21 protein-coding genes are annotated in these 21,967 nt (G+C 66.1%); 18 read left to right on the forward strand and 3 right to left on the reverse strand.

Annotated features, from left to right (window positions below; all coding sequences use genetic code 11):
- Nucleotides 1-5: 5 nt before the first annotated feature.
- The 18 genes from ilvN to EPD80_RS05715 all read left to right on the forward strand — a co-directional run bounded on the left by ilvN (nucleotide 6) and on the right by EPD80_RS05715 (nucleotide 19,279).
- Nucleotides 6-320 (forward strand): acetolactate synthase small subunit, encoded by a 315-nt coding sequence (gene ilvN / locus EPD80_RS05630; RefSeq protein WP_142810107.1) that lies wholly within the window; start codon nucleotides 6-8, stop codon nucleotides 318-320.
- A 62-nt stretch (nucleotides 321-382) separates the two neighbouring features.
- A complete protein-coding gene (gene aroC, locus EPD80_RS05635) occupies nucleotides 383-1,513 on the forward strand; it encodes a chorismate synthase (RefSeq protein ID WP_142810110.1) in 1,131 nt (376 codons plus the stop codon).
- Nucleotides 1,514-1,535: 22 nt separating this feature from the next.
- A complete protein-coding gene (locus EPD80_RS05640) occupies nucleotides 1,536-2,696 on the forward strand; it encodes an MFS transporter (RefSeq protein WP_142810113.1) in 1,161 nt (386 codons plus the stop codon).
- A 40-nt stretch (nucleotides 2,697-2,736) separates the two neighbouring features.
- A complete protein-coding gene (gene leuC / locus EPD80_RS05645; protein ID WP_142810115.1) occupies nucleotides 2,737-4,158 on the forward strand; it encodes a 3-isopropylmalate dehydratase large subunit in 1,422 nt (473 codons plus the stop codon).
- Between the two features lie 20 nt (nucleotides 4,159-4,178).
- Nucleotides 4,179-4,832, forward strand: a complete 654-nt coding sequence (leuD, locus tag EPD80_RS05650) for a 3-isopropylmalate dehydratase small subunit (RefSeq protein ID WP_142804954.1) — start codon at nucleotides 4,179-4,181, stop codon at nucleotides 4,830-4,832.
- The gene (leuB, locus tag EPD80_RS05655) at nucleotides 4,829-5,890 is read left to right on the forward strand and encodes a 3-isopropylmalate dehydrogenase (RefSeq protein ID WP_142810118.1); all 1,062 of its coding nucleotides are present in this window, start codon (nucleotides 4,829-4,831) and stop codon (nucleotides 5,888-5,890) included. Before leuD ends, leuB begins: the two co-directional genes overlap by 4 nt.
- 33 nt (nucleotides 5,891-5,923) lie before the next feature.
- A complete protein-coding gene (gene asd, locus EPD80_RS05660; RefSeq protein ID WP_142810189.1) occupies nucleotides 5,924-7,057 on the forward strand; it encodes an aspartate-semialdehyde dehydrogenase in 1,134 nt (377 codons plus the stop codon).
- 43 nt (nucleotides 7,058-7,100) lie between these two features.
- Nucleotides 7,101-9,656, forward strand: a complete 2,556-nt coding sequence (locus EPD80_RS05665) for a FimV/HubP family polar landmark protein (RefSeq protein WP_142810121.1) — start codon at nucleotides 7,101-7,103, stop codon at nucleotides 9,654-9,656.
- 27 nt (nucleotides 9,657-9,683) lie between these two features.
- The gene (gene truA, locus EPD80_RS05670) at nucleotides 9,684-10,490 is read left to right on the forward strand and encodes a tRNA pseudouridine(38-40) synthase TruA (protein WP_142810124.1); all 807 of its coding nucleotides are present in this window, start codon (nucleotides 9,684-9,686) and stop codon (nucleotides 10,488-10,490) included.
- On the forward strand, nucleotides 10,480-11,130 hold the full coding sequence (locus EPD80_RS05675; RefSeq protein WP_142810128.1) for a phosphoribosylanthranilate isomerase: 651 nt from the start codon (nucleotides 10,480-10,482) through the stop codon (nucleotides 11,128-11,130). Before truA ends, EPD80_RS05675 begins: the two co-directional genes overlap by 11 nt.
- A complete protein-coding gene (gene trpB / locus EPD80_RS05680; protein ID WP_142804959.1) occupies nucleotides 11,130-12,326 on the forward strand; it encodes a tryptophan synthase subunit beta in 1,197 nt (398 codons plus the stop codon). Before EPD80_RS05675 ends, trpB begins: the two co-directional genes overlap by 1 nt.
- 14 nt (nucleotides 12,327-12,340) lie before the next feature.
- Complete coding sequence (gene trpA, locus EPD80_RS05685; RefSeq protein WP_142804960.1) at nucleotides 12,341-13,153, forward strand: tryptophan synthase subunit alpha; 813 nt, start codon at nucleotides 12,341-12,343, stop codon at nucleotides 13,151-13,153.
- Nucleotides 13,150-14,019: an acetyl-CoA carboxylase, carboxyltransferase subunit beta gene (gene accD, locus EPD80_RS05690; protein WP_142804961.1), complete on the forward strand. Its 870-nt coding sequence runs from the start codon at nucleotides 13,150-13,152 to the stop codon at nucleotides 14,017-14,019. The genes trpA and accD overlap by 4 nt, the downstream gene beginning before the upstream one ends.
- Nucleotides 14,016-15,302, forward strand: a complete 1,287-nt coding sequence (folC, locus tag EPD80_RS05695) for a bifunctional tetrahydrofolate synthase/dihydrofolate synthase (RefSeq protein WP_142804962.1) — start codon at nucleotides 14,016-14,018, stop codon at nucleotides 15,300-15,302. Before accD ends, folC begins: the two co-directional genes overlap by 4 nt.
- The gene (locus EPD80_RS05700) at nucleotides 15,299-16,048 is read left to right on the forward strand and encodes an SPOR domain-containing protein (protein WP_142804963.1); all 750 of its coding nucleotides are present in this window, start codon (nucleotides 15,299-15,301) and stop codon (nucleotides 16,046-16,048) included. The genes folC and EPD80_RS05700 overlap by 4 nt, the downstream gene beginning before the upstream one ends.
- A complete protein-coding gene (locus EPD80_RS05705) occupies nucleotides 16,045-16,551 on the forward strand; it encodes a CvpA family protein (protein WP_142804964.1) in 507 nt (168 codons plus the stop codon). Before EPD80_RS05700 ends, EPD80_RS05705 begins: the two co-directional genes overlap by 4 nt.
- Nucleotides 16,552-18,087 (forward strand): amidophosphoribosyltransferase, encoded by a 1,536-nt coding sequence (gene purF / locus EPD80_RS05710; protein WP_142804965.1) that lies wholly within the window; start codon nucleotides 16,552-16,554, stop codon nucleotides 18,085-18,087.
- Between the two features lie 10 nt (nucleotides 18,088-18,097).
- Nucleotides 18,098-19,279: an O-succinylhomoserine sulfhydrylase gene (locus EPD80_RS05715; RefSeq protein WP_142810131.1), complete on the forward strand. Its 1,182-nt coding sequence runs from the start codon at nucleotides 18,098-18,100 to the stop codon at nucleotides 19,277-19,279.
- A 3-nt stretch (nucleotides 19,280-19,282) separates the two neighbouring features.
- On the opposite strand, the gene EPD80_RS05720 is transcribed toward EPD80_RS05715, so the two are convergent.
- From EPD80_RS05720 to dnaJ, 3 genes are all read right to left on the reverse strand, one after another.
- On the reverse strand, nucleotides 19,283-20,062 hold the full coding sequence (locus tag EPD80_RS05720) for a UDP-2,3-diacylglucosamine diphosphatase (RefSeq protein WP_142810134.1): 780 nt from the start codon (nucleotides 20,060-20,062) through the stop codon (nucleotides 19,283-19,285).
- A complete protein-coding gene (locus tag EPD80_RS05725; protein ID WP_260677377.1) occupies nucleotides 20,059-20,658 on the reverse strand; it encodes a peptidylprolyl isomerase in 600 nt (199 codons plus the stop codon). Before EPD80_RS05725 ends, EPD80_RS05720 begins: the two co-directional genes overlap by 4 nt.
- 171 nt (nucleotides 20,659-20,829) lie before the next feature.
- Nucleotides 20,830-21,957 (reverse strand): molecular chaperone DnaJ, encoded by a 1,128-nt coding sequence (gene dnaJ, locus EPD80_RS05730; protein ID WP_142810136.1) that lies wholly within the window; start codon nucleotides 21,955-21,957, stop codon nucleotides 20,830-20,832.
- Nucleotides 21,958-21,967: the final 10 nt, after the last annotated feature.

Below are 21,967 nucleotides of genomic sequence, written 5' to 3' on the forward strand. Positions count from 1 at the left end.
GAGAGATGATCGAACAAGTGGCCGAGCCGCTGCCCACGAGCGGTTTCGAGAAAGTGGTGCTGGAGCTGGAAGTCAACAACCATCCCGGGGTGATGAGTCACATTTGCGGGCTCTTTGCCCGGCGCGCTTTCAACGTCGAAGGAATTTTGTGCATGCCCTTGCCCGACGGGCAGCGCAGCCGTATCTGGCTCACCGTTTTCGCCGATCAGCGGTTAGAACAACTCATCCACCAGCTCGAGCGCCTGGTCGACGTGCTCGAGGTACGGCGCCACGGTGCCGACCACGAGGTGTTCGTGCAGTTGGAGCGCTTTTTCCAGTGAGCCGAAGTGGGCCGGGGCACATGCTACACTTGCTCCTCTGCGTATGGGCGACAAGGTAAGCGATGGCGGGCAACACCTTCGGCACAGTGTTCACGGTGACTTCCTTCGGGGAATCGCACGGCCCGGCGATCGGCTGTGTGGTCGATGGCTGCCCACCGGGCTTGGCGCTCAGCGAGGCCGACATCCAGTGTGAGCTCGATCGGCGCAAGCCCGGCACCTCGCGCCACGTCACCCAGCGGCGCGAGCCCGACACCGTCGAGATCCTCTCGGGCGTCTATGAGGGTATGACCACGGGCACGCCGATCGCGCTCCTGATTCGCAACGTCGACCAGCGTTCCAAGGATTACGGCAACCTCGTGGAGACGTTCCGCCCGGGGCATGCCGACTACGCCTATACGATGAAATACGGCCGGCGCGACCCGCGCGGCGGCGGGCGCTCTTCGGCGCGTGAGACGGCGGTGCGGGTGGCAGCCGGGGCGATCGCCAAGAAATGGCTGCGCGAGCGCCACGGCGTGGTGATCCGCGGCTTCATGGCGCAATTGGGGCCGATCGAAATCCCCTTCGTCTCCTGGGAACACGTGGAGCACAATCCTTTCTTCGCCCCCAATCTCGAGCTGGTGCCGGAGCTCGAGCGCTTCATGGATGCGCTGCGCAAGGCGGGCGACTCGGTCGGAGCGAAACTCACCGTGGTGGCAAGCGGCGTGCCCCCCGGTTGGGGCGAGCCGGTGTTCGGTCGGCTCGATGCCGAGATCGCCGCGGCGATGATGAGCATCAACGCCGTCAAGGGCGTGGAGATCGGCGACGGTTTTGCCGTCGTGACCCAACGCGGCAGCGAGCATGGCGACGAGCTCACGCCGCAGGGGTTTCTCTCGAACCACGCCGGCGGCATTCTCGGCGGCATCAGCACCGGGCAGGATGTCGTCGTCCATCTGGCGGTGAAACCCACCTCCAGCATCCGGCTCGAGCGACGCTCGATCGATCTGCGCGGGGCGCCGACCACGGTGGCCACGCACGGACGGCACGATCCCTGCGTGGGGATCCGCGCCACGCCCATCGCCGAGGCCATGCTCGCGCTGGTGCTGATGGACCAGGCGTTGCGCCATCGGGCGCAGTGCGGTGACGTGGTGCCTCCCGTTTCTCCTCTCCCCGGGGTGGCGCCGGGCGTGGTGGGTCCGGTTCCCTCGCCCCGCTGACCCCGTGGTGCAACGGGAGGCATTGCCTTATTGGCGCTTGTCGCTCTATAACCTGAGCTATTTCGCCTTCCTGGGTATTTTTGCCCCTTATTTTTCTCTCTACCTCGCCGCGCTCGGTTGGACGGCCGGCGCGATCGCTGCCGCGATGGCGCTGATGCAAGCCATGCGCGTGCTTGCGCCTCCCTTGTGGTCTCTGCCCTTGGAACGAGGGGTGGGCCATGTCGCTCTGTTGCGTCGGGCGGCCATGATGGCGCTCGCGGCCGGGGGTGTGTTCTTGGTGGCCAGTGAGCCGCGCTGGGTGTTACCAGCCGTGGCAGTGATCGGTTTTTGTTGGAGTGGAGCGCTGCCGGTGTTCGAGGCGCTCACTTTCGCGCACTTGCGCGAAGAGGCACACCGCTATGCGCGGATCCGGCTGTGGGGTTCGATCGGTTTCATCGTCGCGGTGCTCGGTCTCGGTCATTGGCTCGAGCGAGACGGCGTGGAGACGTTACCGGTATGGTTGGCGGCGGCACTGGCCGGCGGGGTCTTGATGGCCTTCGCCTTGCCAGAACCCACTCCGACGCGAGTTTTGGTCCGGACCTTGCCGCCATGGCGTGCCGTGTTGGCGCGTCGTGAGGTGACGGCTTTTCTGCTCGCCTCTTTCGCCATGTCGGCAGCGCATGGGCCGCTGTATGTTTTCTATTCCATGCACCTCGATCGCTTGGGGTACGATAAGGAGGCAATCGGCGCGCTCTGGGCACTGGGTGTGGCTTCCGAGATCGTGTTATTCTGGGCTCTGCCTGGAGTGCTGCGGCGTTTTACCGTGCGCACGCTCTTGTTCGTTGCCTACGGTGCGGCCGTGGTACGTTTCCTCGCAATCGGATGGGGCGGAGCCTGGCCGGTGGTCGTGGTGCTGGCGCAACTGTTGCACGCGGCCACGTTCGGCGTGTTCCACGGTGCGAACGTGCACTTGCTGCGGCAGTGGTTTCCCGGCCCCTTGCTCGCGCGCGGCCAGGCGCTCTATGGTAGCTTGTCCTTCGGGGCCGGTGGAATGCTGGGAGCCATGATGTCCGGCTGGTCTTGGTCGGCCCTGGGGCCAGAGTGGACCTATACCCTCGGCAGCGCGTTTGCGCTGTCCGGGATGGGCTTCGTTGCCATCGCGCTACGCCAAGGTGCTAGCGTCGATGACGAGGTTGTGAAATAATTGCGCGCCATGGGCGCGCTCGACCCGGAGAGAACCTTCGATGAACGCCAAGACGTTGTATGACAAATTGTGGGATGCGCATCTGGTGCGCCAAGAGCCCGATGGCACGGCCCTCATCTACATCGATCGCCACTTGATCCATGAGGTAACGAGCCCCCAGGCGTTTGAGGGGCTGCGTTTGGCAGGACGCAAGCCCTGGCGAACGGCTTCCGTCGTCGCTACGGCCGATCACAACGTCCCCACCGACCCCGGCGAGAGCGAGATCCGCGATCCCGTCTCGCGCGAGCAAGTCGTCACCCTCGACCAGAACATCCGTGCCTTCGGGGCGCTGCGTTACTTTCCCTTTCGCGACCCGCGCCAGGGCATCGTGCACGTCATCGGCCCGGAGAGCGGGGCGACGCTGCCGGGCATGACCGTGGTGTGCGGTGATTCGCACACCTCCACGCACGGGGCCTTTGCTTGTCTCGCTCACGGCATCGGCACTTCCGAAGTCGAGCATGTGCTCGCCACCCAATGCCTCATCCAGAAGAAAGCCAAGAACATGCGCGTGCGCGTCGACGGCAGCCTGCCGCCGGGCGTCTACGCCAAGGACGTGATTCTGGCGATCATCGGGAGAATCGGCACCGCCGGCGGCACGGGGCACGCCATCGAATTCGCCGGTGAGGCGATCCGCTCGCTCTCCATGGAAGGGCGCATGACGGTGTGCAACATGGCGATAGAGGCCGGCGCGCGCGTGGGCATGGTCGCGGTGGACGACAAGACCATCGACTACTTCCGCGACAAGCCGCTCGCGCCCAAGGGCGAGCTATGGGAGCAGGCAGTCGACTACTGGCGCACCCTGGTCTCCGACGCCGATGCCCGGTTCGACCGCGAGGTGGTGCTCGATGCTTCCATCCTCAAACCGCAGGTCACCTGGGGCACTTCGCCGGAGATGGTCACCGACATCGAAGGGCGGGTGCCCGATCCGGCCGCTTTCGCCGATCCGGTCAAGCGGGACGCCGCCGAGCGGGCGCTCGCCTACATGGGGCTGGAGCCGGGCACGCCGATCCGCGAAATCAAGGTGGATCAGGTCTTCATCGGCTCGTGCACCAATTCCCGCATCGAGGATCTGCGCGCGGCCGCCGCCGTCGTGCGCGGGCGCAAGAAAGCGCCCAACGTCAAGCGCGTGTTGGTGGTACCCGGTTCGGGCCTGGTGAAGGAACAGGCCGAGGAAGAGGGGCTGCACCGCATTTTTCTGGAAGCCGGCTTCGAATGGCGTGACCCGGGCTGCTCCATGTGCCTGGCGATGAACGCCGATCGGCTCGAGCCGGGTGAGCGCTGCGCCTCGACCTCCAACCGCAACTTTGAAGGCCGCCAAGGGGCCGGTGGGCGCACGCACTTGGTGAGCCCGGCCATGGCCGCCGCCGCCGCGATCGCCGGACACTTCGTCGACGTGCGCGAACTGCTTCCGGCCGCCGTCTGAAACCCGAGAGAGACAAAGACATGGAACAATTCATCCGCCTCGATGGTCTGGTCGCTCCGCTCGATCGGGCCAACGTCGACACCGACGCCATCATTCCCAAGCAATTTCTCAAGTCCATCCACCGCAGCGGCTTCGGCCCCTACCTCTTCGACGAGTGGCGCTACCTCGACCACGGTGAGCCGGGGATGGACTGCAGCAAACGGCCGAAGAATCCCGATTTCGTGCTCAACCAGCCGCGCTACGAGGGAGCGCAGATCCTGCTCGTGCGCGAGAACTTCGGCTGCGGCAGCTCGCGCGAGCACGCGCCCTGGGCTTTGCTCGACTACGGTTTTCGGGCGCTGATCGGCCCCAGCTTCGCCGACATCTTCTACAACAACTGCTTCAAGAACGGCTTGCTGCCCATCGTGCTGCCGGCCGAAGAAGTCGATCGGCTCTTTCGCGAATGCGAGGCCACGCCCGGCTACCGTCTGGTGATCGATCTGCCGTCGCAGACCATCACCACGCCCGAAGGGCGGGTGATCTCCTTCGAGATCGACCCCTTCCGCAAGGAGTGTCTGCTCAACGGCTGGGACGACATCGCGCTCACGCTGCGCCACGCCGACGAGATCCGCCGCTTCGAAGCAGCCTATCGCGCGCGCCATCCCTATTACTTCGTCGAGGAGTCCGCGGCATGAAGAAACGAATCTGCGTGCTTCCGGGCGACGGCATCGGCCCGGAGATCGTCGCCGAGGCGGTGAAAGTGCTCGACGTCCTCTCCCTGCCGCTCGAGTATGAATACGCCCTCCTGGGCGGCGCGGCGATCGACGCCACCGGCGAGCCTTACCCCGAGGAAACGCGTTCGGCGGCGCGGCGGGCCGACGCGGTACTGCTCGGTGCCGTGGGCGGGCCGAAGTGGGACGAGCTGCCGCGTGCCCAGCGTCCCGAGCGGGGGCTTTTGGGCATCCGCAAAGATCTGGGGTTGTTTGCCAACCTGCGCCCGGCCGTGCTCTTCCCCGAGCTGGCCTCGGCTTCTTCCCTGAAACCCGAAATCGTCTCGGGGCTAGACCTCGTCATCGTGCGGGAGCTCACCGGCGACATCTACTTCGGCGAGCCGCGCGGCATCGAGGTGCGCGACGGCGAGCGCGTCGGTTTCAACACCATGATCTACCGCGAAAGCGAGATCCGCCGCATCGGCCGCGTGGCTTTCGAAACCGCCCGCCGCCGCGGCAAGAAACTGTGCTCGGTCGACAAGATGAACGTACTCGAGACCACCCAGTTGTGGCGCGACGTGATGAACGAGCTCGCGCCGGAGTATCCCGACGTGACCCTCACGCACATGCTCGTCGACAACGCCGCGATGCAACTCGTGCGCGCGCCCAAACAGTTCGACGTGATCGTCACCGGCAATATGTTCGGCGACATCCTCTCCGACGAGGCGGCCATGCTCACCGGCTCCATCGGCATGCTGCCCTCGGCCTCACTCGACGAGCAGGGCAAGGGGCTCTACGAGCCCTGTCACGGTTCGGCGCCGGACATCGCCGGGCAAGGCGTGGCCAACCCGCTCGCCACTATTTTGTCGGCGGCAATGATGCTGCGCCATAGCTTCGGCTGGGAAGACGCGGCCGCGCGCATCGAAGGCGCCGTGCGCACCGTGCTTGCGCAAGGGCTGCGCACGCGCGACATCTTCGAGCCCGGTACGCGGCTCGTCGGCACCGCCGAGATGGGCGACGCGGTGGTCGCGGCGCTGCACTGACGGAAAAAACGAGACGAGGAACAGAGAATGGCAATACAACGAGTCGGATTGGTCGGTTGGCGGGGGATGGTCGGTTCCGTGCTGATGCAGCGCATGGAAGAGGAGAAGGATTTCTCCCTCTTCGAGCCGGTCTATTTTTCCACCTCGGCCGCGGGCAAACCCGCCCCGAGCTTCGGCGGCGTGACTCCGGACGAACCGCTCCAGGATGCCTACGACCTCGAGGCGCTCGCCCGGATGGACATCATCCTCACCTGCCAGGGCGGCGATTACACCAAGGCGGTCTATCCCAAGCTGCGCGCAGCCGGCTGGAAAGGGCATTGGATCGATGCGGCGAGCGCCCTGCGCATGGAGCCGCACACGGTGATCGTCCTCGATCCGGTCAATCGCCCGGTGATCGATGCAGCGCTTGCCCAGGGGGGGCGCGACTGGATCGGCGGCAATTGCACCGTCTCGCTCATGCTGATGGCCCTTGGAGGGCTGTTCCGCGAGGAGCTCGTCGAGTGGGTCTCCTCGATGACCTACCAGGCGGCCTCCGGCGCCGGGGCGCAGAACATGCGCGAACTGCTCGAGCAGATGGGGCGGCTCCATCAGGCGGTGGCTGCCGAGCTTGCCGATCCGGCCTCTGCCATTCTGGACATCGACCGCAAGGTGACGGCGGCGATGCGCTCGCCCGATTTTCCCACCAAGAATTTTCGCGGCGTGCCGCTCGCCGGCAGTCTCATCCCCTGGATCGACGTGCCGGTCGAGCACGGCCAGTCGAAAGAAGAATGGAAAGGCGGAGCCGAGTGCAACAAGATCCTCGGCAAACCGCCTTTCCGCACGCCGGGCTCGATTCCCATCGATGGCCTGTGCGTGCGTATCGGCGCCATGCGCTGCCATTCGCAGGGGCTGACGGTCAAGCTCAAACGCGACGTACCGCTCGACGAGATCGAGGCGATCATCGCCGGGGCCAACGAGTGGGTGAAAGTGGTACCGAACGAGCGCGAGGCGAGCGAGCGCGAGCTCACGCCGGCGGCCGTGTCGGGGACGTTGACGGTACCCATCGGGCGTTTGCACAAGCTCGCCATGGGGCCGGAGTATCTGGGGGCGTTTACGGTAGGCGACCAACTCCTGTGGGGGGCGGCCGAGCCGTTGCGCCGAATGCTGCGGATCCTGTTGCAGGGCTAGGGATTCACGGTCGAGATTCGATGCTGATGAGGGAGCGCAAAAAATGAAACGAGCAAAGCAGGTGCCCTTGGCCCTGTTGTTGGGCGCTTTGTGGGGAAATGCCTGGAGTGCGGGATTCGGCGAGCTCGTCGTGCGTTCCCGCTTGGGTGAGCCGCTGCGGGCGGAAATCACCGTTCGGGCCACCCCTGAAGAGTTGCGCTCTCTGTCGGCGCGCATCGCGGATCCCGATTATTTTCGCCAGGTTGGTGTGCCCTATAGCAACCTCGTGCAGCAAATCGACGCAAAATTGGTCCGGGATGGATCGCGCGCAAAAATCGTCCTCTCCAGTCGTGTGCCCGTTCGGGAGCCTTTCGTCAACGTGCTGCTCGACATGAGTTGGAGCAGTGGACGCCTCGTTCGCGAATTCCCCATCTTGCTCGACCCACCCGAGGTTGCCGCACCGGCTCGCCCCGTTCCGGCCGCTGGTAGAGACGTCGCCCTGGAACCCAGTCGGGGTGCCCCCGTCACGCAGAGGCAACCCGATCGATGGACCGTTCGCCCCGGAGAGACGCTCTACGGGATCGCCCGTCAGGTGGCGCCTGCCGGAACTTCACCGGAACAAACGCTGGTGGCGTTATGGCGGGCCAATCCAGATGCCTTCATCGGAGGCGACGTCAATCGGCTCAAGGCCGGGGTTACGTTGAGGACCCCGTCGGCCGAAGAAATACGGCAGATCTCCTTGGCTGAGGCCCGTGCGCTGTTGCGTTCCCAAGCCCGGCGGGCGGCGCCGGTTGCAGCCCAAGAAAGCACCCAGCAGGCACCAGGTGGGCTCGAGGAGCGGGTGGACAGGGGGGCGGTCGTGGCGCGCGAAGACCTCGGGCAGGGTTCAGCGGCTGAGCCCGAGGATCGTCTGAAAGTGGGTGCGAGCCCTGAGCCGATGGCCGATGGGGAGATACCTGCACTGCCTTCGCCCGAGGTGTCGGCTTTGCAGGAGACGTTGGCGGCCTCGGAGGCGGCGCTCGGTGAGGCGAACGAGCGCATCGTCAGGCTCGAAGCCGAAATTGCGCGGCTGCAAAAGCTCGTCGAAACGCAGAATGCCTCCTTGGCTCGGATGCAGGCGCAAGTCGAACGAATGACAGAAGCCGAACAAGGCTCGATGTTGTCGAGTATCTTGCCCTGGTTTGGCGGGGCGCTCGCTGCCTTGGCTGCGGCCCTGGGATGGTCGGCTTATCGCCGCAGACGCGAAGCGCAAGCGCTTCCTGCGCCTGCACCCGAGCCGCTGCACGCCCCGACCCTGTCGGCAGCCGCAGCCGCTTCGACCCTGGAGCATTCCGGCCCGGCCACCGAGTCTGGCCGTGCCGTCACCTCAGGCCAGAACATCGACACCTCCAGTATTCTCGGGACCGATTTCACCCAGGTGGCTTTCAACGCCCTGCATGCCGACGAAGGGGTCGACCCCGTTGCGGAGGCAGAGGTCTATCTTGCTTATGGACGCGATCCTCAGGCCGAGGAGATCTTGCTCGATGCCCTCAAGCAAACGCCCCGGCGCCCGGCGATTTACCTGAAGCTGCTCGAGGTCTACGCGAAGCGGGGCGATCGAGCCAAATTCGACCAGTATCTGCGCACTCTGTCCGAATTGAGCGGAGAGCAGGGGGCGGATTGGGACATGGCATTGAGTATCGGCAAACGGGCCTGGCCAGCCGACGAACGTTTTGCCTCGGTGCTCGCCGATGAGGGGCCGAAAGCGGAAATTCCGCCTCGCGGATCTTTCCCCGAGGCAGGGGGGTTGAGCGGAGTCGCTGCTGCGTCCGGGTCGGCTCGTCCCGACGTCCGCTCCGAGCCCTCGGCCGCCGTCCCTGCCGAGACGGGCGAATCCTCCGAGACGACACGCCCGGATTCCGCGCAGGAATTCGTCGAACTCGATTTCGACTTGGACAAGTTGAGCCAACGGATGGCGGAAGAGCCCGTGTCGCCCGCCTATGCTGCGCCCGAAAAGACCCCGCCTGCTGGAGGGGGGGGCGATCTCCTCGAGTTCGATCTCGAACTCCCCGTCACGGAACCGGAGCAGACGAAGTCGCCGGAAAACGTCTCCTTCGACGAATCGCAGGCAACGAAAAGTCATCGTACGGCGGCCGTCGAGAAAGAAGAAGCGATCGATTTTCCGGAGCTGATCCTCGAAGAGGAGGATGTGCAAGTGCAAAAAGCCGGCGCGAAACCCGATGCGACGGATTCGCCAAGCACGGGGATCGGCGATCTGAAAGAAATGCTGGACGAAATCGACTTTGATCTGGCCGAAGTCTCCCCCGAATCGGAAAAAACTACTCGCTCTCTGGCCGAGGACGGAGCGGAGTCCCTGTCTGCTTCGGCTACGGCGGAAGCACAGAAAATCGCCGAGGCTGGTCCTCCCACCGATGTCATGGACATCGATCTCGAGCGGTTTGCGGCAGAAGGTAGTGGTGAAGATCATGCCACCCGGCTTCAGCTCGCACAGGCGTATCTCGAGATGGGTGACCTCGAAGGAGCGCGCGAGCTGCTCGAAGAAGTGCTACGCGACGGTAGCGAGGCGCAACGTGCGACGGCGCAGCAGCTCATGGACAGGATCCAGGCAGGCAAGGCATGACCGCCCATTGCCGGCAGAGGTGAGGTAGTGCGCTGGGCATTGCTCGTCGAATACGCCGGGCAAGGCTTTCACGGCTGGCAGACACAGGCGGGTGGGCGCACGGTGCAGGGAGTACTGGAAGCGGCGGTCTCTGCACTTGCCGCTCACCCCGTCCGTCTGCATTGCGCAGGCCGCACCGATGCGAGGGTTCATGCGCTTGCCCAGGTGGTGCATTTCGACACTTCGGCCGAACGTCCCGCCTCTGCCTGGGTGCGGGGGGTGAATGCCCGTTTGCCCGAAGACGTCGCCGTACGGGCGGCTTGGCCCGTGTCCGAGGCGTTTCACGCGCGCTATCGCGCCACTTCCCGCCACTACCGCTACGTACTCTACAACGCGCCGGTGCGCCCGGCAGCGCTCGCCGGCCGGGTCGGTTGGGAGATGCGGCCGCTTGCGCTCGAACCGATGCGCGCGGCTGCGGCGCTCTTTCTCGGTACGCACGATTTCTCGGCCTTTCGTGCCGCCCAATGCCAGGCGCGCTCGCCCGTGAAGACGCTCCATCGTCTCGAGATCACGCGCCGCGGCCCTTTTCTGCATTTCGATGCGCACGCCGATGCCTTCCTGCATCACATGGTGCGCAATCTCGTCGGAGCGCTCGTCTACGTAGGCAAAGGGCGTTTCCCGCCCGAATGGGTCGGCGAAGTGCTCGAACGGCGCGAGCGTGCGCTTGCCGCTCCCACGTTCGCTGCCGCCGGGCTCTATTTCTGCGGCGTCGAGTATCCTCCGGGGTTGGGGTTGCCCGAGCGTATCGTGCGCCGGCCCGAATTCGGTCTATACGAGGAAGTGGATGTCCCATAATCTAGATTCCCTCTGGCCCTGGCGCGTCCGGGTGAAGATCTGCGGCCTGACGCGGCCCGAAGACGTGCGCGAGGCGTGCCGCTTGGGTGCCGATGCGCTCGGTTTCGTCTTCTATCCGCCCAGCCCCCGGGCGGTGACGCCCACGCAGGCCGAAGCCCTGCTTGCCGAAGTGCCCCCTTTCGTCACCACGGTGGGGCTTTTCGTCAATCCGGTCCCGGACGAGGTGGAATCGGTGCTCGAGCGTGTGCCGCTCGATCTGCTGCAGTTCCACGGCGACGAGCCGCCCGAGCTGTGCCGGCGTTTCGCTCGGCCTTATCTCAAGGCGCTGCGGGTGCGCCCGGGGCTCGATCTGCTAGAATTGGCGCGATGCTATCCCGACGCGAAGGGGCTGCTGCTCGATGCCGACTCCGCCGTTTGGGGCGGCAGCGGGCGCGCCTTCGACTGGAACCTGATCCCGCCCGCCCTGCCGCGCCCGGTGGTGCTCGCCGGGGGCCTTACGCCCGAGACGGTGGCCGAGGCGATCGCCCGGGTGCGGCCGTGGGCCGTCGACGTCTCGAGCGGGGTCGAGGCAGCCAAAGGGATCAAATGCCCGCAGAGGATGGCGGCGTTCTTCGCCGCCATGACCCAAGGAATGCGCTGATGGATTATCACTACCCGGATGCCCGGGGCCATTTCGGTCCCTACGGAGGCGTCTACGTGGCCGAGACGCTCGTGCCGGCGCTCGAGGCGCTCGCCCAGGCCTATGAGGAGGCCAAGCGCGACGCGTCTTTTCGTGCCGAGTTCGAGGATGAGCTCAAACACTACGTCGGCCGGCCCAGCCCCATCTACCACGCCAAACGCTGGTCGGAGACGTTGGGCGGGGCTCAGATCTACCTCAAGCGCGAGGACCTGAACCACACCGGCGCGCACAAGATCAACAACTGCATCGGCCAGGCGCTGCTCGCCCGGCGCATGGGCAAACCGCGCGTGATCGCCGAGACCGGCGCGGGGCAGCACGGCGTGGCCACCGCTACGGTGGCGGCGCGCTACGGCATGCGCTGCATCGTCTATATGGGCGAGGAGGACGTGCACCGGCAGGCGGCCAACGTCTATCGCATGAAGCTGCTGGGGGCCGAAGTGGTGCCGGTCTCCTCCGGTTCGCGCACGCTCAAGGATGCCCTCAACGAGGCCATGCGCGACTGGGTCACCAACGTCCATGACACCTTCTACATCCTCGGCACCGTGGCCGGGCCGCATCCCTATCCGGAGATGGTGCGCGACTTTCAGTCCGTCATCGGCAAGGAATGCCTGTGGCAGATGCCCGAGCTCATCGGCCGTCAGCCCGACTACGTGATCGCTTGTGTCGGCGGGGGTTCCAACGCCATCGGGATCTTCTACCCCTATCTGGAGCACGAATCGGTGCGTCTGATCGGGGTGGAGGCGGCCGGTGAGGGGGTCGAAACGGGGCGGCACGCGGCCACGCTCGTGGCCGGTCGTCCCGGCGTGCTGCACGGCAATCGCACCTACCTGCTGCAGGACGAGCACGGCCAGATCCGCGAGACGCATTCCATCTCCGCCGGTCTGGACTATCCCGGCGTGGGGCCGGAGCATGCGCTCCTCAAGGATCTGGGGCGCGCCGAGTACGTGGCCGTGACCGACGACGAGGCGCTGGCGGCCTTCCACGCGCTGTGCCGTTACGAAGGCATCATCCCCGCGCTCGAATCCTCGCACGCGCTCGCCTACGCGGCCAAGCTCGCGCCGAGCCTGCCGCGCGAGACGGTGCTGCTCGTCAACCTCTCGGGGCGTGGCGACAAGGACATGCACACCGTGGCCGAACGCTCGGGCATTCGCTGGTGAACGAGGAGCGTCCCATGAACCGTATCGATCGTACCTTCGCCCGCCTGCGCGAGCAGGGGCGCAAGGCGCTCATCCCTTTCGTGACGGCGGGTTTTCCCTCGGTCGAAACAACGCGGGCGCTCTTGCCGGCGTTGGTGCGCGCCGGCGCCGACCTGATCGAACTGGGGATCCCTTTCTCCGACCCCATGGCCGATGGGCCGACCATCCAGCGTGCGAGCGAACGGGCTTTGGCACAGGGTATGACGCTTGCTCGGGTGCTCGACTTGGTGCGCGACTTTCGCCGCACAGATGCCGATACGCCCGTGGTGCTGATGGGCTACGCCAATCCGATCGAGGCGATGGGTGAGGCGCGTTTCGTGGAGGCGGCGCGCGAAGCCGGCGTCGACGGCGTGCTCACCGTCGATTATCCGCCGCAGGAGGCCGAACCGTTCGCCGCGCGGTTGCGCGAAGCAGGACTGCATCCGATCTTTCTGCTCGCGCCCACTTCCAGACCAGAGCGGGCCGACGAGGTGGCGCGGCTCGGCGGCGGGTACGTCTATTACGTCTCGCTCACCGGTGTGACGGGAGCGGGCTCACTCGACGTCGCCTCGGTGCTCGCGCGCATTCCCGGTTTGCGCGAACGCACGGGCCTGCCCATCGCCGTGGGGTTTGGCATCCGGGATGCCCAAACGGCCGCCGAGATCGGCGCCGTGGCCGACGCGGTGGTCATCGGCAGCCGGCTGCTCGAAACCCTGGAAGGCGCATCGGATGCCGACGAGGCGTGCCGCCGGGTGGAATCATTTCTGCGTCCGATCCGCCGGACGCTCGATGAAGGGGTGACTCGATGAGCTGGCTCGACAAGATCCTGCCGCCGCGTATCCGGCGTGAAGTGAGCGGCGCGCGCCACAACGTCCCCGAGGGGTTGTGGACCAAGTGCGAAGCCTGCGACGAGGTGCTCTATGCCGCCGACCTCGATCGCGAGTTGCGCGTCTGTCCCAAATGCGGCCATCACCATCGCATCCGCGCCCGTGCCCGGCTCGAGGCGCTGCTCGACCCCGAAGGGCGAGTGGAGATCGGCGCTGAAGTACGGCCGGTGGATGCGTTGAAATTCAAGGACAGCAAACGCTACACCGACCGACTCAAGGAGGCGACCAAGGCCACGGGCGAGAGCGAGGCGCTCATCGTGCTCGCCGGGCGTCTCGAGACCCTGCCGGTGGTGGCGGCCTGCTTCGAGTTCGAATTCATGGGCGGCTCCATGGGTTCGGTCGTGGGTGAGCGCTTCGTGCGTGGGGTACGCCACGCCATCGAACATCGCTGCGGTTTCGTGTGCATCGCGGCGAGCGGCGGCGCGCGCATGCAGGAAGGGGTGCTGTCGCTCATGCAGATGGCCAAGACCAATGCCGCGCTCACGCAGCTCGCCCAGGCGCGGCTGCCCTTCGTCTCGGTGCTCACCGACCCGACGATGGGGGGCGTGTCGGCCAGTTTCGCTTTCATGGGGGACGTGGTCGTGGCCGAACCCGGAGCGCTCATCGGTTTTGCCGGGCCGCGCGTCATCGAGCAGACGGTGCGCCAAACGTTGCCGGAAGGGTTTCAGCGCGCCGAGTTTCTGCTGGAGAAAGGCGCATTGGATGCCATCGTCGACCGGCGTCGGCTGCGGCCGTGGCTCGCGCGCACCTTCTCCCTGCTGGGGCTGCGCCCGCACGAGGTGGCATGACGCAGACCTCCGCCCTGGATCGCTGGCTGGCGCAGCTCGAAGCGCGCGCGGCGAGCCACGTGATCGCCCTGGGGCTCGAGCGGGTGCGGGCGGTGCGCGAGCGTCTGCCTTTTACCCACGATGCGTTCGTCATCACGGTGACCGGTACCAACGGCAAAGGCTCGACCTGTGCGCTGCTCGAAGCCATGCTGCGCGCCGGCGGCTATCGGGTGGGCTGCTACACCTCACCCCACCTCTTGCGCTACAACGAGCGCGTACGCCTCGACGGCCAGCCGATCGGCGACGAAGCCCTGCTTGCCGCCTTCGAAGCGGTAGAGGCGGCGCGCGGCGACGTGCCGCTCACCTATTTCGAGCATGGCACGCTGGCGGCCTGGGTGGCCTTCTGCCGCGAACCGCTCGATGCCATCATCTTGGAAGTCGGCATGGGCGGGCGGCTGGACGCGACCAACGTGTTCGATGCGGATGCTGCGATCCTCACCGGCGTGGCGCTCGACCATCAAGCCTGGCTCGGGCCGGACCGGGAGGCGATCGGGCGCGAAAAAGCCGGTATCTTCCGCCCCGGCCGGCCGGCCATCGTCGCCGATCCGGTGCCGCCGCGCTCGGTGCTGGAGACGGCCGCCGCGCTCGGTGCCGAGCTCTACCGCCTCGGCGTGGACTTCGGCTACGATGGCGACCGCCAGCAGTGGCGCTGGTGGTCGCGCACGGCGGGTAACCGCGGCGGTCTGCCCTATCCGGCGCTACGCGGAGTCAATCAGCTGATGAACGCCTCCGCGGCGCTGATGGCGCTCACCTGCCTGCGCGATCGTCTGCCGCTGGCGATGCAGGCGGTGCGCGAGGGTTTGATGACGGTGGAACTCCCGGGGCGTTTTCAGGTGTTGCCGGGCCGTCCGAGCGTGATCCTCGACGTCGCGCACAATCCCCAGGCCGCGGCGGTGCTCGCCGAGAATCTCGCCGCGATGCCGGGGTACCGCTGCACCTTGGCCGTGGTCGGCATGCTCGCCGACAAGGACGTAGAAGGGGTGGCACGGGTGCTCGCTCCCCGGGTCGATGCGTGGTTTGCCGCCGGCCTGCCAGGACCTCGCGCGCTCACGGCCGAAGCGCTCGCCGCGAGGTTGGAGTCCGCGGGGGTGGCGCCCCGGGAAACGTGCGCCTCGGTGGCCGAGGCGCTTGCTGCGGCTAAGGCACAGGCCAAGGACGATGATAGAATCGTCGTGTTCGGCTCTTTCCTCACGGTGGCCGATGCGCTGCGTGCGCTGCACGTCCAGGACACGGAAGCACGGTGACGACCCAGGAAGAAACTCTCGAGCGGTTGCGCAGGATACGGCGGCGTTTCGTCGGAGCCCTCGTCCTGCTGTTGGCCGCGCTCATCACGCTGCCTCTGGTGATGGAGCAGGAGCCTCGAGGACCGAGGGATCCGGTCGAGGTACGGATTCCTTCCCGCGAGCAAGCGCCCGATTCTTTGCCGCCGCCCGAGGCTAGTCCCGATGCGATATCGGAACGTGTTTCCGAACCCTCTCGGCTGCCGGAAGTCGAGCGCGCCGAGGTGTCCATCCCGCTGCCAACGCCTCCGATCGGGCAAGAACCTCCTTCCGCCCGAGATCCTCTGTCGCAGCAGACGACATCCGCTCCTGCGCTCCCGCAAACGGAGGGGGGGGCACTTCGATCCACTGCGCCGCCCGAGCCGCCCAAGCCGGTGACCGAATCCAGTCCGGTGCCAACCGTCAAATCCGATACCTTGCAGGAAAAGGCGCGTGCACTCGCCGCCTTGGAGGGCGTATTGAAACCAGGACAAAAGCTGCCTGGGTATTGGGTGGTGCAGGCGGGTGCTTTTCGCGATGGAAACAAGGCGAAGCAGGTGGCCGGGCAGCTGCGCGCTGCCGGGCTCGAAGCCTTCGTCGAAAACGGCGCCGATGGCTGGTATCGTGTGCGCATCGGTCCTTTCGTGCACGAATCCAAAGCCCATTCTGCCAAGGCGATCGCCGAGCAGCAACACTTGAGCCCTCGCGTGGTGTACGTCGCCTCGCCATGAACGGTTTCGATTACGCGGTAGTCGCAGTGATCGGTATTTCACTGCTCGTGGGCGCTTGGCGTGGCGGCGTCTCCGAGCTGCTGTCGGTGATGGCATGGGTCGTGGCGATCGTCTTGGGGTGGGTGTTCTGTTGGCCGATCGGTCAGGTGTTCTATGCGCGCTGGTTCAGTGATCCTTTGTTGCAGCGCGTCTTGGGCTTTGCCACGATCTTTCTCGCCGTGTTCATGCTGGCGGCACTGATGCGCTACGCCCTGCGCGAACTGTTGCGTGCCGTCGGCCTAGGGGGGATAGACCGCGTGTTCGGTGCGGTTTTCGGGGTGGTGCGAGGTGTGGCGGTGGTGTTGTTGTGTACGGCGGCGCTGCTGGCGGTCGGCGTCCAGGAAGCCCCGTGGTGGCGACAATCGAGCACCGCGCCGTGGATCGTTGCAGCCTTGCAACGCCTGGAGCCGTGGTTGCCGCGAGGCTTGATCGAGAAATTGCCTTTGCCTAGGGAGATCATTTGAATGTGCGGAATCCTCGGGGTGGTTGCCCATCAGCCGGTCAACCAGCTCCTGTATGATGGATTGATGGTGCTGCAGCACCGAGGGCAGGATGCGGCGGGCATCGCCACCGGCAGTGACGACCGCTTCTACATGCACAAGGGGCCGGGACTGGTGCGCGACGTCTTTCGCACGCGCAACATGCGCAGTCTCGTGGGCAACTGGGGTATCGGCCACGTGCGCTACCCCACGGCGGGCGATGCCTGCAATCCGGCCGAAGCGCAGCCCTTCTACGTCAATTCGCCTTTTGGTCTGCTGCTCGCGCACAACGGCAACCTCACCAACGGCGAGGCGCTCAAGCGAGAGATCTTCGAGACCGACTTGCGTCACATCAACACCAATTCCGACTCCGAGATTCTGCTCAACGTCTTCGCCCACGAGCTCGCGGCCGCCTCCAAGGGGGCGCGCCCCGACGACGAGGCGGTATTCGCGGCGGTGCGGGGGGTGCATCGGCGCTGCCGCGGCGCCTATGCGGTGGTGGTGATGATCGCGGGCTATGGTCTGCTCGCCTTTCGTGACCCCTACGGCATCCGTCCGCTCGTCTTCGGCCGCAACGACACGCCTTCAGGGACGGAGTGGCTCGTGGCTTCCGAGTCGGTCGCGCTCGATACGCTGGGGTTTCGGCTGGTGCGCGACGTCGCGCCCGGCGAGGCGATCCTCTTCGGCATCGACGGCACGATGCGCGCGCGCCAGTGCGCCGATGACCCGTTGCTCGCGCCCTGTCTCTTCGAATTCGTCTATCTGGCCCGCCCCGATTCGGTGATCGACGGGGTGTCGGTCTATGAGGCGCGCGTGAAGATGGGCGAATACCTCGCCGAGCGTTTCCGCACCCGCTTTCCGCACACGCGCATCGACGTGGTGATCCCCATTCCCGATTCCAGCCGTCCGGCGGCGTTGGAGATGGCTACTCGCCTGGGGCTGCCCTACCGCGAGGGGTTCGTCAAGAACCGCTACATCGGCCGCACCTTCATCATGCCGGGGCAGACGGTGCGCAAGAATTCCGTGCGCAAGAAGCTCAACGCCGTGCATCAGGAATTCCGCGGTAAGCGCGTATTGCTCGTCGACGACTCCATCGTGCGGGGTACCACCAGTCGCGAGATCATCCAGATGGCGCGCGACGCCGGTGCCGTGGAAGTCTTTCTCGCCTCGGCGGCTCCGCCCGTGCGCTACGCCAACGTCTACGGGATCGACATGCCGAGCCGCCGCGAGCTCATCGCCGCCTACTGCGACGAGGAAGAAGTCCGCCGCCAGATCGGCGCCGACGGGCTGCTCTATCAGGAACTCGAAGACCTCAAACGCGCCATCCAAAGCGTCAATCCGGCGATCCGGCGCTTCGAGTCTTCCTGCTTCGACGGCCGCTACATCACGGGCGACGTCACGCCCGAATACCTCGAACGGATCGAACGGCGCGGCGACGCACCGGCTGCTCTGTCCGAGCGCGAAGACAGCGAGGGAGCGGCTCAGCTCGATCTCAACCTGCCCCTCGACCAGGACGCATGAAAGGACGGTCATGAACGACGACAAGGGCCTGGGCACGCGCGCGGTGCGCGATGGCGTGCTGCGTAGCCAATTCGGCGAGCATGCCGAAGGGCTCTATCTCACTTCGAGTTTCGTTTTCGCCGACGCAGCGCAAGCGGCGGCGCGCTTCCTCGAGCAGGAAGAGGGCTATACCTATAGCCGCTTTACCAACCCGACGGTGAGCATGTTCCAGGAGCGGCTCGCGAGTCTCGAAGGGGCCGAATCCTGCATCGCCGCCGCCTCGGGCATGGCGGCGATCCTGTGCGCGGCCATGACTTTCGTCTCCCAGGGCGAGGAGATCGTGGCCGGCCAGGGGCTCTTCGGCGCCACGCACCAGCTCTTCTCGGCGATCCTGCCGCGCTTTGGCATCACCACGCGCTTCGTCGATCTGGGCGATGCCGCGGCGCTGGAGGCGGCGCTCACCCCGCGCACCCGGCTCGTCTTCTGCGAGACGCCCAGCAACCCGCTCATGGAGCTCGTCGATTTGGCCTCGCTTGCCGAACGGGCGCACCGGGTCGGTGCCTTGCTCGCGGTCGATAACACCTTTTGCACGCCCATCGGACAGCAGCCGCTCGCCCTGGGGGCGGATCTGGTCATCCATTCGGCCACCAAATACCTCGATGGTCAGGGCCGGGTGCTCGGTGGGGCGGTGCTCGGTAGTCGCTCGCTCGTCGATTTGGTCTACCGCTTCCTGCGCACGGCAGGGCCCAGCCTTTCACCGTTCAACGCCTGGGTGCTGGTGAAGAGCCTGGAGACGCTGCCGTTGCGCGTGCGGGCGCAGAGCGAGGCGGCGCTCGCGCTCGCGCGCTGGCTCGAGGGGCATCCGAACGTGGTGCAGGTGCGCTATCCCTGGCTCGAATCGCACCCGCAGCATGCGCTCGCGCGGCGCCAGCAGAAACTGGGGGGCGGAGTGGTGAGTTTTCGCGTGCGCGGCGGACGCAGCGAGGCCTGGCGCGTGATCGATTCCACCCGGATATTCTCGATCACCGGCAACCTCGGCGACGTCAAATCCACCATTACGCATCCGGCGAGCACCACGCACGGGCGGTTGGCCCCGGAAGTGCGGCAGGCGATGGGCGTGGGCGAAGACCTGCTGCGCGTCTCGGTCGGCCTGGAAGAGGTCGAAGACCTGAAAGCCGACCTCGCGCGTGGGCTGGACGCGATCGGGGAGTAGGATTCAACGGTGTTCGACCCTGGCCGGTGTCACGCCGTGCCAAGTGGCGCCTTCGGGGCCTATCTCCAGCCAGCGGGCGGTGTCGTGCCATTCGGGCAGCACCCAGCGCTCGCGCTGCTCGTCGGCGATCGAGTAACGATGCACGGCGCAGCGGTGGGTGTGACCATGGAGCAACACCGCCGAAGGGTAGGTTTCGAGCCAACGACGCACCTCGTCCTCATTGACGTCGATCGGCGCTTCCAGCGCGCCCTGGTAGGCACGGCTCTGTTCGCGTGAGCGCTGAGCGAAGGCGATACGCGCCGGCAGGGGCTGGGCGAGGAAGGCGGCTTGGGCGGCGGGCTGCCGCGCCTGGGCGCGCCAGGCTTGATAGGCGTGATCGTCGGTGCATAGGAGGTCGCCGTGGGTGAGCACGAAGGCTCGCCCGGCGATGTCCACGGCCACCGGATCGGGCAGCATCGCCCAGCCGGCGCGTGTGGCAAAGGTCTCGCCCACGAGGAAATCGCGGTTGCCGGCAAGGAAATGGAACGAGACGCCGCGTGCGCGGGCCGCGGCGAAGGCAGCGACGAGGGATTCCACTACCGGGTGCGTCCAGTCGTCGCCGATCCAGAATTCGAAGATGTCGCCCAGGAGGAAGACGGGCTCTTCTGCCGGGCGCTGGGCGAGCCATTCGCAGAAGGCGTGCAGGCGCGGTGTGTCACGATCGATGTCGAGGTGCAGGTCGGAGACGAGCGTGGCGCGCGGCAGGCGCAGGCGCGGCGCCTCGAATGCCGGCAGCGCCGTCATCGCAGCACCTCGGCGTGCTCGATCACCACCGGTTCGAGCGGTACGTCTCGCCAAGGACCGACGGTGCCGGTCTTCACCGACTTGATGGCGTCGACCACGTCCATGCCCTGCACGACCTTGCCGAAGACGCAGTAGCCCCAACCCTGGGTGGTGGGGGCACGGTAGTCGAGGAAGTCATTGTCGGCGACGTTGATGAAGAATTGCGCCGTGGCCGAATGGGGGTCCTGGGTGCGGGCCATGGCGACGGTGCCGCGCCGGTTCTTGAGGCCGTTGTCGGCTTCATTGGGAATCGGCGCGCGTGTCGGTTTCTGCTTCATGTCGGCGGTGAGCCCGCCGCCCTGGATCATGAATCCGTCGATGACGCGATGAAAAATGGTGCCGTCGTAGTGGCCGCTCTCGACGTAGGCGAGAAAGTTCTCCACCGTCTTGGGGGCTTTGACGGGATCGAGTTCGAGCACGATGTCACCGCGGTTGGTGGTGAGTTTGACTTGCACGGCTTGGGCTCCTTGAGCGAAGGAAAGGGTGGGGAAGGTGCAGGCGAGAAGCGCCGTGAGCAGGGCACGGCGCACCCGGTTCATGGAGGAGGTCTGCGGCATGGACGGATTCCTGGGATAGGGTAAGACGATGCGTACGGCCTGGCGCGCGGGTGCATGACGGCGTTTTCCGTTTTCCGAATGCACGTGCCGTCGATGTGGTGGATCGCACTTTTTACACCGCGCACGCCGCGTTCCGTGGCCGGTTGCAGGATTTTTTCGTGTGCTCCGCGTTCATTGTGCTTCACCGGTGAAGAATTCGCGCATGCGGTCGAACCAGGATTTGCTGCGCGGGTTGTGCCGTTCGGCGTTTTCATGGGCGATCTCTTCGAATTCGCGCAAGAGCTCTTTCTGCCGCTCGGTGAGATTGACCGGCGTTTCTACCACCACGTGGCAGAGCAGGTCGCCCACGCCCTGGTTGCGCACGTTGCGGATGCCCTTGCCGCGCAGGCGGAAGACCTTGCCCGTCTGCGTGCCCGGGGGGATGCGCAACTTGGCGATGCCATCGAGCGTGGGAACGTCGATCTCGCCGCCCAGCGCGGCCGTGGTGATGGAGATGGGCATCTCGCAGTGCAGATCGTCGCCATCGCGCTGGAAAATGGGGTGGGGCTTGATGCGGATCTCGACGTAGAGATCGCCCGGCGGACCGCCGTTGATGCCCGCCTCGCCGTAGCCGCTCTGGCGCAGGCGCATGCCGGTGTCGATGCCGGCCGGGATCTTCACTTCCAGCGTGCGCGTGCGCCGCACCCGCCCCGCGCCGCCGCAGTCCGGGCAGGGGTCGGCGACGATACTGCCGCTGCCATGGCATTCGGGGCAGGTCTGCTGGATGGAGAAGAATCCCTGCTGCATGCGCACTTGGCCGATGCCGCCGCAGGTGGGGCACACCCGCGGCTGCGTACCGGGGCGCGCGCCGGTGCCGTGGCAGGTGTCGCAGGTCTCGGCCGTGGGAATGCGGATGGTCTTGGTGGTGCCGTGCGCGGCCTCTTCGAGCGAGATCTCGAGCTGGTAGCGCAGATCGGCGCCGCGATAGACCTGGGAGCGGCCGCGCCGGCTACCGCCGAAGAGATCGCCGAAGATGTCGGAGAAGGCTTCGGCGAAGTCGTCGAACCCGGCTGCCCCGGCGCCGGCCGCGGCTCCATCTACGCCGGCATGCCCGTAGCGATCGTAGGCGGCGCGCTTTTGCTCGTCGCTCAGCACGTCGTAGGCGCGCTGGATTTCCTTGAATTTCTCTTCGGCCGCCTTGTCGCCCGGATTGCGGTCCGGGTGGTATTTCATCGCCAGACGCCGGTAGGCTTTTTTGATCTCGGCCGCCGTCGCTTCGCGGCTCACTTCGAGGATCGCGTAATAATCTTTTTGTGTCATCGTCTCGCCA

Source organism: Tepidiphilus olei, from assembly GCF_006980705.1.
Lineage (GTDB): Bacteria > Pseudomonadota > Gammaproteobacteria > Burkholderiales > Rhodocyclaceae > Tepidiphilus > Tepidiphilus olei.